At 68.6% G+C, this 14,247-nt stretch carries 11 protein-coding genes and 5 pseudogenes; 8 read left to right on the top strand and 8 right to left on the bottom strand.

Annotation, left to right across the window (positions count from 1 at the left end):
- Positions 1–672: 672 nt before the first annotated feature.
- The 3 genes from istB to AB0N14_RS38485 form a co-directional block, all read right to left on the bottom strand.
- Complete coding sequence (istB, locus tag AB0N14_RS38495) at positions 673–1,461, bottom strand: IS21-like element helper ATPase IstB (protein WP_366030359.1); 789 nt, start codon at positions 1,459–1,461, stop codon at positions 673–675.
- Positions 1,458–1,676: a hypothetical protein gene (locus AB0N14_RS38490; RefSeq protein ID WP_366030358.1), complete on the bottom strand. Its 219-nt coding sequence runs from the start codon at positions 1,674–1,676 to the stop codon at positions 1,458–1,460. The genes istB and AB0N14_RS38490 overlap by 4 nt, the downstream gene beginning before the upstream one ends.
- 395 nt (positions 1,677–2,071) lie before the next feature.
- A complete protein-coding gene (locus tag AB0N14_RS38485) occupies positions 2,072–2,782 on the bottom strand; it encodes an ATP-binding protein (protein WP_366030361.1) in 711 nt (236 codons plus the stop codon).
- Between the two features lie 247 nt (positions 2,783–3,029).
- Here AB0N14_RS38485 and AB0N14_RS38480 point away from each other — a divergent pair.
- Together AB0N14_RS38480 and AB0N14_RS38475 are read left to right on the top strand one after the other, a co-directional pair.
- Positions 3,030–3,761: pseudogene (locus AB0N14_RS38480) on the top strand (MFS transporter); the annotation flags it as partial.
- A gap of 47 nt (positions 3,762–3,808) precedes the next feature.
- Positions 3,809–4,009 (top strand): annotated as a pseudogene (locus tag AB0N14_RS38475) (IS30 family transposase); the annotation flags it as partial.
- Between the two features lie 45 nt (positions 4,010–4,054).
- On the opposite strand, the pseudogene AB0N14_RS38470 reads toward AB0N14_RS38475, so the two are convergent.
- Together AB0N14_RS38470 and AB0N14_RS38465 are read right to left on the bottom strand one after the other, a co-directional pair.
- Positions 4,055–4,542: pseudogene (locus tag AB0N14_RS38470) on the bottom strand (transposase); the annotation flags it as partial.
- Positions 4,543–4,916: 374 nt separating this feature from the next.
- Positions 4,917–5,807, bottom strand: a complete 891-nt coding sequence (locus AB0N14_RS38465) for an aminoglycoside phosphotransferase family protein (protein ID WP_366030357.1) — start codon at positions 5,805–5,807, stop codon at positions 4,917–4,919.
- A gap of 409 nt (positions 5,808–6,216) precedes the next feature.
- Here AB0N14_RS38465 and AB0N14_RS38460 point away from each other — a divergent pair, with 409 nt between their 5' ends.
- From AB0N14_RS38460 to AB0N14_RS38440, 5 genes and pseudogenes are all read left to right on the top strand, one after another.
- Positions 6,217–6,675, top strand: coding sequence for an SRPBCC domain-containing protein (locus tag AB0N14_RS38460; RefSeq protein ID WP_277031722.1), 459 nt, complete (start codon positions 6,217–6,219; stop codon positions 6,673–6,675).
- A complete protein-coding gene (locus tag AB0N14_RS38455) occupies positions 6,672–7,013 on the top strand; it encodes a helix-turn-helix domain-containing protein (RefSeq protein ID WP_366030356.1) in 342 nt (113 codons plus the stop codon). Before AB0N14_RS38460 ends, AB0N14_RS38455 begins: the two co-directional genes overlap by 4 nt.
- A gap of 188 nt (positions 7,014–7,201) precedes the next feature.
- Positions 7,202–7,693 (top strand): SRPBCC domain-containing protein, encoded by a 492-nt coding sequence (locus AB0N14_RS38450; protein ID WP_366030355.1) that lies wholly within the window; start codon positions 7,202–7,204, stop codon positions 7,691–7,693.
- Between the two features lie 244 nt (positions 7,694–7,937).
- Positions 7,938–8,756, top strand: a pseudogene (locus AB0N14_RS38445) (ISAs1 family transposase); the annotation flags it as partial.
- A 421-nt stretch (positions 8,757–9,177) separates the two neighbouring features.
- A pseudogene (locus AB0N14_RS38440) lies at positions 9,178–9,336 on the top strand (IS256 family transposase); the annotation flags it as partial.
- A 78-nt stretch (positions 9,337–9,414) separates the two neighbouring features.
- On the opposite strand, the gene AB0N14_RS38435 reads toward AB0N14_RS38440, so the two are convergent.
- The 3 genes from AB0N14_RS38435 to AB0N14_RS38425 all read right to left on the bottom strand — a co-directional run bounded on the left by AB0N14_RS38435 (position 9,415) and on the right by AB0N14_RS38425 (position 12,424).
- Positions 9,415–10,263, bottom strand: a complete 849-nt coding sequence (locus AB0N14_RS38435; protein WP_366030354.1) for a nucleotidyl transferase AbiEii/AbiGii toxin family protein — start codon at positions 10,261–10,263, stop codon at positions 9,415–9,417.
- Between the two features lie 116 nt (positions 10,264–10,379).
- On the bottom strand, positions 10,380–11,465 hold the full coding sequence (locus AB0N14_RS38430) for a phosphotransferase (RefSeq protein ID WP_366030353.1): 1,086 nt from the start codon (positions 11,463–11,465) through the stop codon (positions 10,380–10,382).
- Between the two features lie 74 nt (positions 11,466–11,539).
- Positions 11,540–12,424 carry an IS5 family transposase gene (locus tag AB0N14_RS38425; RefSeq protein WP_366030360.1) on the bottom strand — a complete coding sequence of 295 codons (885 nt, stop codon included), beginning with the start codon at positions 12,422–12,424 and terminating at the stop codon, positions 11,540–11,542.
- A gap of 212 nt (positions 12,425–12,636) precedes the next feature.
- Here AB0N14_RS38425 and AB0N14_RS38420 point away from each other — a divergent pair, with 212 nt between their 5' ends.
- Positions 12,637–14,076 (top strand): NF041680 family putative transposase, encoded by a 1,440-nt coding sequence (locus AB0N14_RS38420; protein WP_366030352.1) that lies wholly within the window; start codon positions 12,637–12,639, stop codon positions 14,074–14,076.
- Positions 14,077–14,247: the final 171 nt, after the last annotated feature.

The raw sequence follows: 14,247 nt of genomic DNA, 5'->3' as shown, positions 1-14,247 counted from the left end.
CTGGCCAACCTGGCCGCCCGCACCCTCAGCGAGTTGGAGACTCTGCTCCGCAGACGGCTCAAGGCGCTGCAGTACCGGCACGGCATCCTCGGCGGGTTCCTCGCCGGGACGGGCCTCGCCCTCGACAGACCGGACGGACCCTAATACGCCGAGGTCAGTAACGGCCCGAACTGGCCCCACTTCGGGGCTGGTGCAGCGATTGTTCCGGCTTGAAGTGGCCCCGGCTTCCGGTCGGCTCCGGCCCCAGCTTCGCCGGGTCGCTGTGCTGGGCGACTCGCTGTGGGAGAGAATGCCGGGCATGACGACTTGAAGAGCACCGGCCGGGCGGCAGCACTGGCGCAAGGTCGGGGCCTGGGACACGGTCTCCGACGGGGACCGCCGGATCTGTGCCGCCTGCGGAACGCCGGTCCGCTCGTACCAGTACCGAATTCATCCGCCCGAGTCCTCCGTGTTCGAGCGGTGCATCGGACTCGCCTGGTGTTCCGGTTGCCGGATCTACTCCGGCAACATGGTGCACGTCCCACGAAAGCAGGTCCTGGTCGACGCCCTCGCTTCGCTTCCTCGCGAACAACGGGAGAGGCTTGCACGTTCGGAAACACGGCTGATTGAGTTCCTGGACCGCCAGGCCCGAGGCAGCAGCGATTAGATTCCTCTGGCCAGATGGCCTCGGTGCTACTTCTTTGTCTGCTGCTGCCTGGCCCTGGTCTGGGCGAGGCGGTAGGACTCGGTGCCGGTCTCGATGATGGTGCCGTTGAAGGTGAGTCGGTCGACGATGGCCGCGCAGAGCCTGGGGTCGGTGAACGTCTTGGTCCAGCCTCCGAACGATTCGTTCGAGGCGATGGCCACGCTGTTCTTTTCCTCCCGCTCGGTCAAAACCTGGAACAGCATCTCGGCTCCGCGGCGGTCGAGTTCGAGGTAGCCCAGTTCGTCGATGCAGAGCAGGTCGACGCGCCCGTAGCGGGCGATGGTCTTGGTCAGCTGTTTCTCGTCGGCGGCTTCGACGAGTTCGTTGACGAGCTTTGCGGCGAGCGCGTAGCGGACCCGGAAGCCGGCCATCGCTGCGGCAGAACCGAGGCCGATCAGCAGATGGGACTTGCCGGTGCCGGAGTCACCGATCAAGCAGAGCGGCTCGCCCTTCTTGACCCATTCGCAGGTGGCGAGGTTGTTGATCAAGGCCGGGGTGACGTTCCGGTTGGCCGTGTAGTCGAAGTCCGAGAGCCACTTCGGGCGTGGGAAGCCGGCCGCGCGGATCCGGCGCTCGGACCGGCGGCGGTCCCGGTCCTCGCACTCGGCCATCAGCAGCTCGGCGAGGAACCCGCGGTAAGACAGGTGCTCGCGCTCGGCGCGGGCGACGGTGTCTGCGAACTGGGCCCGCATCGTCGGCAGCCGCAGGACCCGGCAGGCGGTGTCGATCGCGGCGTCAAAGGCGGGCTCGGTCAGGGTGTGGTGCGGGCCGGTCATCGGGTTTCCCTTCCAGGACGGTGCAAAAGCTGGTCCCAGCGTTCGAGGGCGGGCAGCGGCCGCTGGTCGGCGGGAAGGCGGGTGGCCCGGCGCTCGGTCAGGCTGGGCAGCGGCAGGTCCGGCGGGGCGACCGGCTCGGGCAGGACGGTGGTGGCGGTGACGGTCGGGGACCGGCCCTCGGTCTCGGCGGCCTTGCGGGCCTCCAGCGCGACCACGTCGCGGTGCAGGCGCCGACCGCGAGCGCGGCACGGATCCCGGCGACCACGTCGCGGTGCTGCAGGTGGCGGTGCAGCAGCAGGACCTGGACCAGGGCCTTGGTGCCCTCGGACTCCCCGAGCGTGCGTTTGGCCGTGGACCAGAGCGCTTCGTGGGCGGGGTGAAGGTGCCCTCGCGGCGAGCCTGATCGAGCGCCTCGGAGCCGGCCAGGGCGCCGGGCTTGGCCAGCAGGACTTCCAGGAAGTGGTCCAGCACCACCCGTTCGGCACCCTTGGTCGTCAGGCGGGGGTGTGTCAATGGACACTGGCTTCTCCCCGATGACGGACCGATCACATCCCCACTGGTGGACAGCAGATCTCCCCGCCGACGGACAGGCTGTTTCCCCAGGCGAGAGCTAGTTCAAGGGGACCACCCCCTCTCCTGCGGTGGCCTGGGTGAGCCGGAAGCTGTCACCTTGGGTGACGACGACGTGGGCGTGGTGGAGAAGCCGGTCGACGGTCGCGGTGGCGAGGGTCTTGGGCATGATCTCTTCGAATCCGGCCGGGTGGAGGTTGCTCGAGACCGCGAGTGAGCGTTTTTCGTATGCGGCATCGACCAGGCGGTAGAAGCCCTCGGCGGCGTCCGGGGAGACCGGGAGGAGTCCGATGTCGTCGACGATGACGAGGTCGGCCCGCATGATCCTGGACATGGCCTTGGCCATGGAGTCGTCCGCGCGGTGGCGCCGCACCAGCGCGCCGAGGTCTTCGATGGTGAACCAGCAGGTGGTCATTCCGGCCTCGATGGCCGCGTGGCCGAGCGCTTCGCACCAGTGGCTCTTGCCCGTGCCGGAGGGCCCCACGATGCAGAGATTCTCCCGCCGTGAGATCCACTCCAGGGTGCGCAAAGCGGTCTGGGTCGCGGTGGGGATGGAGGACTTCGTCTCGTCCCACACCTCGAAGGTCTTCCTGGCGGGGACGGGTCCCCGAGGCCGTCCTCGGACTGCTCGGACGCCGCCGTTCCGCACTGCACGGCGCCGGTCCCGTGCCACGCCGCGTCGCCGCCCTGCTCGCCGAGCCGCACACCTACTCCCCGCCGCTGAACTACCCGATCCTGCCCCTGGCCGCAGCCGCCGCCGTGGTCGGCGCCAGCGCCCTAGGCGCCTTCGCCGCCGCCCACGACCTGCACCTCGTCCTCAAACTCGCCGGCGCCGGCGGACCGGAACAAGCCCGCCGAAGCCCCAGACGACCAGGAAGGACCCGCCGGTGCCGACCACCACCCCACGCCCCGAACAACAGTCGGAGCGCGCCCGGCTGTGACCCCTATACGCGGCGGGCTTCACCACCGCGTTCGGCGCCCACAGCGTCGCGGCGAACCTGGGCCGCTTCACCACCGGCCACCACCAGTCGCTCCTGGTCCTGGGCGGCCTGCTCGCCCTGTACGACGGCGCCGAGGTCCTCCTCAAACCCGTCTTCGGAACCCTGGCCGACAAGGTCGGCCCCCGCCCGGTACTGCTGGGCGGACTGCTCGCATTCGCCGCGGCCTCGGCCCTGTTCGCCTTCGCCGACAACACCTCACTGCTGTGGGCGGCCCGTCTGGGCCAGGGCGCGGCAGCCTCCGCCTTCTCCCCTGCCGCCTCCGCCCTGGTCGCCCGCCTCAACCCCGCCGCCAGGCACGGCCGGGCGTTCGGCTCCTACGGCTTTTACAAGAGCATCGGCTACACCGTCGGCCCGCTGCTCGGCGGGGCGTTGGTGGCCGGCGACGGACTGCCACTGCTGTTCACCGCCATGACCGCGCTGGCCGCAGTCGTCGCCGCCTGGGCGGTCGTTGCCGTCCCCATCGTGCCGCCGCTGCCCAAGTCCCGGCAGACGGTGCTCGACCTCGCCAAACGGCTCGGCCAGGGCAGTTTCCTGCGCCCGACCGCCGCATTGGCACTGGCCACCGCGGCCCTGTCGGCCGGCGTGGGCTTCCTGCCGGTCACCGGCGCCGCTGCCCACCTCGGGCCGGTTGCCACCGGGGCAGCCGTCTCCCTGCTCGCGGTCTGCGCGGCGCTGGTCCAGCCGCGGGCCGGAGCCACCCTCGACCACGGGCGCATTACCACCACGACGGGAATCAGCACCGGGCTTGCGGTCACCGCCGCCGGACTCGCCGCGGCGATCCCGCCAGCCCCTGGCAGCGCGGCTCGAACGAGAACACCAACGGCCTGCTGCGGCAGTACTTCCCCAAGGGCACCAACCTCTCGGTCCACGGCCGCCAGCATCTGGACGCCGTCACTGCCGAACTCAATGGCCGACCACGCAAAACGCTCGACTGGGATATCCCAGCCGAGCGCCTGCATAGACTGATCGCTGCCTGACCAACCGACCACGTGTTGCGACGATCATTGAATTCCAAGGGCCGCGCGCCGATAGCGGGCGTTGAGGGACTCGATGGCGTTGGTGGTGTAGACGACCTGCCGGATCGCGTCGGGCAGGCCGAGGAAGGGCACGAACTCGCTCCAGGCCCGCTCCCAGGTTCCCGTGATCGATGGGTAGCGCTTGCCCCAGGTGGCGTCGAAGTCGGCGAGCCGTTGCCGGGCCTCTTCCTCGTTGACGGCGGTGTAGACGGGCTTGAGGTCGCGGGCGACCTCGGCCCAGTCGCGGCGGGAGGTACAGCGCAGGCTGGCGCGGATGAGGTGGACGACGCAGGTCTGCACGACAGTCTTGGGCCAGACGGTGTTCACGGCGTCGGGCAGGGCGCTCAGCCCGTCGCAGACCAGCATCAGTACATCGCGGACGCCTCTGTTCTTGATCTTCGGTCAGGACGGTCTGCCAGTACTTGGCGCCCTCCCCCGCCGTCCCCGGCCCACAGGCCGAGGATCTCGCGGTAGCCGTCCGCGGTGACCGCGAGCGGACGGTCGAGGCCGTGGTCGGCGGCTTGAGTTCCTGCACGATCAGCTCTGTGTCTCCTCGCTGCACGATGTTTCTCCGTCTGAAGCAGGCGACATCGTGACCCGCGCGCCGGACGCCAAGGACCGTCGCAAGAACGCCATCGCCCTTTCACCGAGCGGGGAACAGATCCCTCTCCGCCCCCGCGGAGGAGCAACTCTCCAGGTCAGCCTGGCTGGCGCCGAGGAGAAGCTCAGCCAGCTCGATCGGGGCCACGGGCAGCATACGGCCGTGGACCTTGGCATCCCCACCATGCGTGGTGATCGATGATCCCACGAAGGTGGGCTGTCGCATGGCCCTCAACCAAGATCGAGAACGGGTTTAAAGAAGCGTGCGTCAAACGCCCTTCAGAACACGATCAAGTGCCGCCCGGCCTGCAGGTCCCCAGTGCGGCTTGCCGCCGGGAAGGCCCCGATCTCCGTTCTGCCCCATGAGCATCAGGAAGAGGCTCTTCATAGCGGCCAGCCCGCAGGCGCGCCGGATCGCCGCCTCGTCTGCATGCGCATACATGTCGAAGAACCGTGAGACCGTACCCGCGGGCAGCAGCACCCAAGCGGCGGCGAGGTCCCACGCCGGATCGCCGGCGAACATGTCGCCGAAGTCGACGATGCCCGAGAGCCTTCCGTCCGAGACGACGACGTTCGCGGGATGGAGGTCGCCGTGCACCCACACCGGCGGGCCCTCCCACGCGTGGGCTGCAACGGCGTCGTCCCAGACGGCCCGGACGTCGGCAGCGATGTCGTCGGGGACAACGGCCTGGAAGAAGTGGTCGAAGCCCTCCGTGCAGTCGCTGGGATGGGCACCGCGGTCCGTAGCGATCGGCGCCTCGGCGGGCGCCTCCACATGGAGCGCCCGGAGGAAGCCCGCCAGCGCGTCGGCCGCGTGGTCGCCGCGGCTGATCGAGCCGTGGTCCAGCGGCTCGCCGGGAACCCACGTCATCACGGTCCAGTGCTTGGGGAAGCGCTCGGACGGTTCGCCGAACCGCACCGGGAGCGGCACCGGGAGCGGCAAGCGCGGGGCCAGCACCGGTAGCCACCGCCGCTCCTTCAGCTGGAGCTCCGGGGTGGGGTCCATGCGCTGCATGCGCACGGCCAACTCGTCCCCGAGGCGCCACATTTGGTTGCCCCAGCCGCCCGCCACCTCCCGGATGGCCAGCCCTGCAAGGTCTGGATGTTGCTCCTGCAGCAGGTCGCGGACCAGGTCTGCGGTGATCTCGGTGTCGGTCATGCGAAGTCACAGTACTGAGGCGGCAGGCGAAGCAGTTCTCGCTCTCCGGAACATCTCGCTGTGGTCCCTCTGGCATCACCAATTCGGTTTCAAAGAGTTGCAGATCAGCAGGGCCCCGGCGTTCTCGTGGCTGGTCCGGTTCTGTGATGGTTCGCGACCCTGGCTGCTCGGCGGTTTGTGATGGTTCGCCGGATCGGTGAGTGCGAGCGACACTGCGGGAACCTCAGGGTTATGAGATGCGAGCAGGCATGATCACCACAGCACTGACTCGACCATGGTGAGAACTGCACCACCAGGCGGGACGCGACCTCACGCCGCGCCGCCTCCGCGCCTAATGCAACCTATGGTTGCGCGTTGTGGCTTCGTGGCCTAAGGTGCAACTACTGGTTGCGGATTCGGGGAGAGGCCCATGGAGTACGGCACCATTGAGCGCGAGATCCACATCGACGCCACCCCCGAGGTGGTCTACGAAGTCATCACGAAGCCTGAGCACATCGCGCACTGGTGGGGCTTCGACGCGTCGTTCCCGGCCGTGCCCGGCGACGGGCGGATGACCCGGCGCCGGCGGGACGGGCGTGGATCGGTCGTCGTGCCGGTCCTCGTCGTCGAGGCGGACGCTCCGCGGCGATTCGTATTCCGCTGGGTCCAGCCAGAGGGTCAGCCGGCGACGCCGCAGAACTCGTTCCTCGTGACGTTCGAGCTGGTGCCTGCCGACGGCGGGACGCTGCTGCGCCTGACCGAGGCCGGCTTCCGGGAGATCGGCTGGGAGGCCGCACAGCTCGAGGCGTACTACCGCGACCACAGCGCCGGCTGGGACGAGCACCTCCCGAGCCTGGCGGCGTACGCGGCCGGTCTGGTGCGAGCGTGACCCCGACGATCGACGACGAGCTGTGGGCGGCCCTCGGTGACCCGACCAGGCGCCGCCTGCTGGACCTGTTGCTGGCCAACGGCTCCGGCACGGCGACGAGCCTGAGTGGCCGCATGCCGGTGACGCGTCAGGCGGTCGCGAAGCACCTGAGCGTCCTGGAGCGCGCCGAACTGGTCGTGCCTCGCAAGGACGGCCGCGAGGTGCGTTACGTCGTCAACGAAGCGCAGTTCGCCCGCGCCGTCGAGCAGCTGGCCTCCGTCGGCGCGGCGTGGGATGCGCGACTGCGTCGCATCAAGACGATCGCCGAGTCGATCCAGGCGCTGCGATCGATGGATTGACTACTAACGGACCGTCTTGCAGTTCGTGCATACCGGTCGGCGTGAGCCCGTCGAATTCATGGCGCAACTGCAGCACGGAATGGGCGAGCGTGCAGTCCCGAAGGCCCCGAGCCGAACGCTCCTTCTCGAGAAACCAGTAGCCCCGATCGCCAAGGGCGAGACGGGCCGGAATGAAAGGAATCCATCGAATGACCGACACTGCACAACCCTCTGCAACGCAAGCGGAAGCGAGCGCGGACTATCAGAGGACGATCCGCGTGAAGGCATCTCCTGGAGCGCTGTTCGATGCGCTCACCACCGTCTCCGGCCTAACCGCCTGGTGGACCCGTGCCACGGGATCCTGCGACGCCGGCGGCGAACTCAAGTTCTTCTTCGACTCCCCCGAACCGCTCCTGATGCATGTCGATCAGGCAACGCGGCCAACATCGGTGCAATGGACCGTAAACGCATGCAGCTTCCTTCCAGACTGGGTGGGAACGCGTCCGACCTTCACCATCACCCCGGTCGATGGCGACGCGTCTGAACTCCAGTTCCGCCACCACGGTCTCACAACAGAGCTGGACTGCATCGAGCAGTGCACTCGCGGCTGGGACCACTTCCTCGCGAGCCTGCGTGAGTACGTCGAAGTCGGCCGCGGCATGCCTCGCGGAAGCGACGCAGATAAAGCCCGCCGCATGTAGGGCACAACCCGGGGTAGTTCCGGTTTGATACTGTAAGTCCGGGTTATTGTGCGGGTGCCGCGTCGATTTGCCAAGCGGGCGCGGCCCCTGATGATCTTCCAGTTCTCTACGCTGAAGGATCGTCACAGGAGTCGCGCCCGTGTCTGCATCATCGCTGACCATCCCCTGCCTTGACCAGCTCGCCGACCTGGCGCGGTGGGAGGCAGAGCTCGCAGCCAACCCGGTCGCGGTAGAGTCGGCCCTGATGGCCAGGCTTCGGAGCGTGCCGGATCGCCGCGCTCAGCGAGGGCTCCGGCACCCGCTGTTGGTGATCCTGGTGCTGGCGGCGTGCGCGACGCTGGTGGTGGGTGGCGACTCGGTGGCGGCGATCTGGCAGTGGGCGGCACGTTCGCCGCAGGACAAGCTCGCCCGCATCGGTGCCCGCCGCGATCCGTTGACTGGCCGGTTCGAGGTTCCCAGCGAGCGCACCTTCCGCCGGGTGCTCGCGGATCTGGACACCGACGCCCTGGACGCCGCGACCTGCGGCTACGCGGCGGACGTCGTACGCGGGACGGCCCCGCTCCCCGAGGTCCCGCGCACTCCTGGCCCCGTGGAGCGCGAGGAGCGGCGCACCGCCCAGCACGCGGCCGAGCGTCCGGTGCCGCCCGGCCTGCTGCCCGCGGCGGCCGTGGACGGTAAGGCCCTGCGCGGCGCACGCACCGAGCAGGGCAGGGTTTTCCTGGTCGGGGCGATCGGCCACGAGACCGGCGTGGTGCTGGGCCAGCGGCAGGTCGCCGACAAGCGCGGCGAAGGCCCCGCCGCCCGCGAGCTGCTGGCCTCGCTGGAGGTGTCCGGCATGGTGCTGACCCTGGACGCGCTGCACACCACCAAGAAGACCGCCCGCCTGATCACCGACGAGCTGCACGCCCACTACGTCCTGATCTTGAAGGGGAACCAGCCGCTGGCCCGCGCCGCGGCCCAGGCCCTGCTGGTCGGCCCCGACGCCGACTGGGTGCAGACCACGGACATCGACGAGGACCGCGGCCACGGCCGCACCGAGCGCCGCACGATCCGCACCGCCCCCGCCGACGACACGATCTTCCCCGGCGCGGCCCAGGCCTTCCGCCTGCGCCGCGACAGCGGCGACCTCGACGGCGCCTGGACCAGCAAAAAGATCGTCTTCGGTGTCACCAGCCTGCCCACGCGCTCGCCGGCCCCGAGCACCTCAACCATTACGAGAGGGCGCACTGGTCGGTGGAGAACCGGCTCCACTGGGTCCGCGACGTCACCTTCCACGAGGACAACTCCCAGGTCAGGACCGGTACCGCGCCCCGAGCCCTGGCCGGCTTCCGCAACCTGGGCATCAGCACGTTCCGCCTGGCCGGACGAGCCAACATCGCCCACGCCCGCCGCGATCTCCTCAACCACAACGACGCCTTCGCCGTCTACGGCATCTGATCAACTACCACGAAGTCGGACACAACGGAATAACGCCGGGGCCGTGCAACCCAGGCGCCCTCGAACGCCTCACCACCGCCGTGCTCATCGAGATGCACGACGAATGGATCGCTTTCCCCCGTCGCTACCTCCCCGAAGGCAGCATGGACAAGATCTATCCCCCCGATGATCAAACCGGCACGGTTACACCACTACAGGGGGCATGACCGCTACGCATCGGAAGGGGCCCCGGCGAGCCGGCGGTACGGAGTGAGGAGCCGACCCAGGCTCGTGGGGAGGGCGCGCTACTGCCAGGCGCCCTTCGCGGGATCCCAGTTCCCGCACACGCTGCCGTCGAGCAGTGGGTTGAGGAAGACCTCGGCGGCTTGAGCTGCCTCCGGGAAGGTGCGGCATCCCTGGAGCCCGATGACCAGTGCCGCAGCAGTTGGGTAGTGGTCGTGCCAGGCCGTTCCGGGGGCCTCGAAGTTCTTGGGCAGTGTGAGGTCGATACCTCGTTGGCGCCGGAGTTCGGCTTCCTGATGTACGGCCTGGTAGGCCGTAGGGCCGTCGACCGTCTCCTGCTGGCTGATCAAGAGCAGGTCGGCCAGGTCACGGTAACGGCTGGAGCCCCCGTCTCCGTGTCGTTCGTACAGGGCGCAGATCTTGTCGGCGATGTGGTCTATGAGGGGATAGAGGCGCACGGTTGGCCAGTCAATGGGCCAGGGCAGGTCCACGGCGGAGGCGAGGGGGCGGGTTTCAGGGATACCGGCGAGAGTTCGGCGGACCGTGATGTCGACTTTGACGTTGTCGACGCGGTTGGGCCCGAGGAAGACCTGGAAGTGCTGGGAGCCGCCGCGGGCTGGGTCAGCTGCCGATGTGTACTTGCCGGGGGCGAAGGGGAGGAAATCACCCAGGTCGTGGGCAGCGGCTTCCAGGACGCGCTTGCGTGCCTCATCCGGAGTCAGTCCTGGCTGAGCGGTCTGCAGGTCGATGTCACCGCTGAGGCGGGCCGCACCCCGGTAGCGCACGAGGAGAGCCTGGCCGCCTTTGATGAGCCAGCCGTCAGGATCCAGGGTGAAGACCCGGGCAGCGAGGCGGTTGAAGTAGAAGATCCGCATGAGATCAGCGACGTTCATGCCCGTCTGCTTGGACATCTTCTTAGGACTCCTAACAGAATGAGCCGGGCGGATCGATGGCTGTCTGACCTTTGCTGCATTCCCAGCCGCAGTTGCGAGCGCTTCCAGGACGCTCGATCCGGCCGGAGGGCATGTCAGTGGCCTGCGGTGTCAACTCCGGCTGCGGACGCCCAGGACAGGGCACGCAGGCATCCCGAACGGATGTCATCGAGGTGCGAGGCGAGTTCCTCTGGGGTCTCGCTGTGGAAGCCCTGACGCACCGCCGTTAGGCCAGGGCCCAGCCGTAGGTGTAGTCCCCAAGTCAGGTGGGTGGTGGCGAAGCCCTGGGCGGCGGGGTGGCGTAGGTCGGTGTCGGCCAGGTCGCTGAGGGCCCGGCCGTAGACCTCAAGGAGGGCTAGCTCGTCCAGCTCGCCGTGGCCGCCGAAGGCGCGGTAGAGGGAGACGAAGGTACCCAGGTCGAAGCCCACGGGGCCGACGCCGACGTGCTCCCAGTCGATGAGGACGAGGGCGCTGTATCGGTCCAAGCCGGCGTTGCGCGGAGTGAGATCGCCGTGGACAAGAGTGGCAGGTAGTTCCGTGGCGCGTGAGCTCAGCTTCGCAGCCGCGTCCAGGCAGGTGTGCAGGGCGTGGACCTGCTCGGAAGTGAACAGTGCCTTGAGTTGCGGATCGTGGGCCAGGGCGTCGAGGTTGTCGTGGCCGGCTGGAATGTGATGGGTGTAGGCGGTGTAACCTTCCCGCTCCAGCCAGGGGGTGTCGAGCAGGTCAGGGTGCAAGGTCCCCGGGACATACAGCAGCGCGGTGCGTAGGGCAGTTGTCGTGGCGGCGGCGGGGGTCCAGCGTTGGTGCAAGGCGGTGCCGATGTCGCGCATGACAATCCAGGTGAGGCCGTTGTGGCTGACCACGGTCGCGTCCGGCGGCGTGGCCAGGCCGCGGGGCAGCAGACCGGGGATGTTGCTGCCGAAGAAGTGGGCTTCGCGGCGGTCCAGTTGGTTATCGCGCGAGTCGAGCAGGGACTGGTGGCCCCAACCGGGGATCTTGACGATCCACTGGGATGGGCGGCCGTCTGGTGCCGTGGTGCTCACCCGAAGGACCGCTGCCTGACCCAGTCCGGGCGACAGGTCCTGCACCGAGAGAACCCGCGCTCCGGCATCCCATGCGCCCTCATGGGATGCGAGGACGGTCTCGATCGTCTCAGCATCGGGCAGGCCACGGTCGATCATCTGTTTCCTCACGGCGGCGGTCCACGAGTGGAGTCTCGGACGAAGAGCATCCGACCACAGGTGCGACGAGAACGTCATGCGGTTTTCGGCACGCTCCCGGTCGCCGACGGTTCCCTAGCAAACGAGGTTTTCAGGCGTCGCCAGCAGATGATCGCGCAGCCGAGGGTGAGGAAGGCTTGGTGGATGTCCGCGCGGATCTCCCAGCGGATGCGTAGACGGCGGAACCAGTGCAGGAGGGCGAAGGCTGCTTCCACGACCCAGCGGTTCTTGCCCAGGCCGCTGCCGTGCTCGGTGCCGCGGCGGGCGATGAGCGGGCGGATGCCCAGCTCGCGGACCGGGCGTTGGTAGATGTCGTGGTCGTAGCCCCGGTCGGCGTAGAGCACGCCGGGGCGCCGACGCGGCCGTCCGCGCTTGCCGCGGATCGGCGGCACGGCGTGGATCAGGGGCAGGAGCTGGGTGACGTCGTTGCGGTTGCCGCCGGTCACGGTGGCGGCCAGCGGGATGCCGTGGGCGTCGACGATGACGTGGTGCTTGCTGCCCGTCTTGCCACGGTCCACCGGTGAGCGCCCGGTGGCATCCCCGCCCTTCAATGCCCGCAGGTGGGAGCCGTCAACGGCGGCGCGGGACAGGTCAAGCACGTCGCCGGCGCGCAGTTCGGCGAGCAGGAGTTCGTGCAGTTGCTGCCACACGCCGGCCTCGTTCCAGTCCCGCAGTCGCCGCCAGCAGGTCATCCCGGAACCGAAGCCGAGCTCCTGCGGTAAGAACTCCCACCGGATCCCCGTGTACAGCACGAACAAGATCCCACACATGACTTTGCGCTGGTCAAGCCGCTTGCGTCCGGGATAGCGGTAACGCCGCTCCACCACCGGGGGCAGCGGTTCCATCCGCTCCCACAGACCGTCCTCGATCTCCCACGGCTTGCGCTTGCCCACACCAGTACTCGCCGCACACCCCCACATCGACCGTGCCAACGCGAGAAGAACAACCCTTGACGGTCAGTCATTCCGCAAGCTCATTCTGTTAGGAGTCCTTAGCTTGGAGTTTAACTTCCGCCCGTGGTCAGCTCGTTGAGCTGGCCACGGGCTTCACCGTTCTGCAGACAGCAGGGCGGCCTTTGCATGATCATGTCTTCTCGCTGAAGTCGACGTTGATCACAACAAAGGCCGTGAGGGTGAGTCTGCTGGAGGATGCCGCCCGCGTCGAGTCTCTGACCGTGTTGTCCCGGTTCCGGACCGACTTCTACGCCTGTCTGCCCGCCCGCGCGGATGCGCTGTTCGAGCTGACCGACGCGCTGCTGTGCACGGACGGGCCGGTCAAGACGCTGGTCGAGTTGTCGCTGGCGCCCGAACACCGGCGCGGGCACGGCGGACTGTACGGAGCCTTGAATCATGGGCGGCTGGACGTGGCGCGGCTACGCCGGGCGCTGGCCGGCCTGCCGCTGCCGCGCGCGGCCGACGGGCGGATCGTGCTGGCCTGCGACGTCAGCAACTGGCTGCGGCCGGACGCGGCCACCAGCGCGGAGCGGCTGTTCTGCCACACCTACGGCCGGGGCAGGGGCTCGGCGCAGATGATCCCGGGTTGGCCGTACTCGATCGTCGCCGCCCTGGAGCCGGGCCGCACCTCCTGGACCGCGGTGCTGGACGCGGTCCGGCTCGGGCCGGGCGACGACGAGACCGCCGTGACCGCCGCGCAGCTGCGCGAGGTGGTCGAGCGCCTGCGCGCGGCCGGGCACGTCCAAGACGGCGACCTGCCGGTCCTCATCGTCTTCGACGCCGGCTACGACGTCACCCGCCTCGCCTTCCTGCTGGCCGACCTGCCGGTTGAGCTGCTTGGACGGATGCGCTCGGACCGCGTCCTGTACTTCCCGCCACCGCCGCAACCGCCGGGCAAGGTCGGGCGCAAGCCCAAGCGCGGGGCGGAGTTCAAGTTCGAGGACGAGGCCACCTGGCCCGCCCCGGCCCGCACCACCACGAGCGCGACCAGCCGCTACGGTCAGGCCGTCGCCACCGCCTGGGACGGGCTGCATCCGCTGCTGAGCCGACGCTCGGCATGGGCCGACTACCCCGAGGGCGAACTCCCAGTCATCTCAGGCACGGTGATCCGCCTGCAGGTCGATCACTTGCCCGGGGACCGCGAACCCAAACCGGTGTGGCTGTGGTGGTCGGGCGTCGATGCCACGGCCGCGGATGTGGACCGGCTCTGGCAGTCGTTCCTGCGAAGATTCGATCTTGAACATACCTTCAGGATGATCAAGCAAACGCTGGGATGGACGGCACCCAAGCTGCGGACACCAGCCGCTGCCGATCGCTGGACCTGGCTCGTTCTTGTCGCCCATACCCAGCTTCGTCTCGCCCGGCCCTTGGCGGAAGACCTCCGCAAGCCCTGGGAGCGCCCCGCGAAGCCGGGCCGCCTCACCCCTGCCCGCGTCCGTCGCGGATTTCGCCGCCTCCACGGGAAAACACCGAGGCCGACCGGCGCACCGAAACCCGGCAAGGCCGGTCCGGGCCGCCCGGCCGGCTCGAAGAACAAGCTCCGCGCGCACCAGTACCCCGTCGGAAAACAGGTCAAAGCGGACCCACGGGAGAGCGGCGGAAAGAAACAAACAGCTTAAACGCCAAGCTTAGAGGCCGCGCGGATAGGCGCGGTTGGGGACACCGGCAACAGTGCGGGCACAGGTCCCGGTGATCTGGAGTTGCGACGCTCTGTGATCACTGGGGAGACCTGTGCCCGCGCTTCCATCATGGCTGACCGAGCCGCTCTGGGACCAATTCGCCGCGCTGCT

Origin of the sequence: Streptomyces sp. NPDC051104 (genome assembly GCF_040682835.1) — a bacterium.
Taxonomy (GTDB): domain Bacteria; phylum Actinomycetota; class Actinomycetes; order Streptomycetales; family Streptomycetaceae; genus Streptomyces; species Streptomyces cynarae.
Note: the sequence above shows the minus strand (reverse complement) of the source record. Positions and strands in the feature narration are given on the sequence as shown.

Coding starts and splice junctions, on each gene's coding strand:
- AB0N14_RS38460 (WP_277031722.1), top strand. CDS start 6,217: ATGGAGTACGGCACCATTGAGCGCGAGATCCACATCGACGCCACCCCC.
- AB0N14_RS38430 (WP_366030353.1), bottom strand. CDS start 11,465: ATGATCGACCGTGGCCTGCCCGATGCTGAGACGATCGAGACCGTCCTC.
- istB (WP_366030359.1), bottom strand. CDS start 1,461: ATGACCGGCCCGCACCACACCCTGACCGAGCCCGCCTTTGACGCCGCG.
- AB0N14_RS38465 (WP_366030357.1), bottom strand. CDS start 5,807: ATGACCGACACCGAGATCACCGCAGACCTGGTCCGCGACCTGCTGCAG.
- AB0N14_RS38450 (WP_366030355.1), top strand. CDS start 7,202: ATGACCGACACTGCACAACCCTCTGCAACGCAAGCGGAAGCGAGCGCG.
- AB0N14_RS38435 (WP_366030354.1), bottom strand. CDS start 10,263: ATGTCCAAGCAGACGGGCATGAACGTCGCTGATCTCATGCGGATCTTC.
- AB0N14_RS38425 (WP_366030360.1), bottom strand. CDS start 12,424: ATGTGGGGGTGTGCGGCGAGTACTGGTGTGGGCAAGCGCAAGCCGTGG.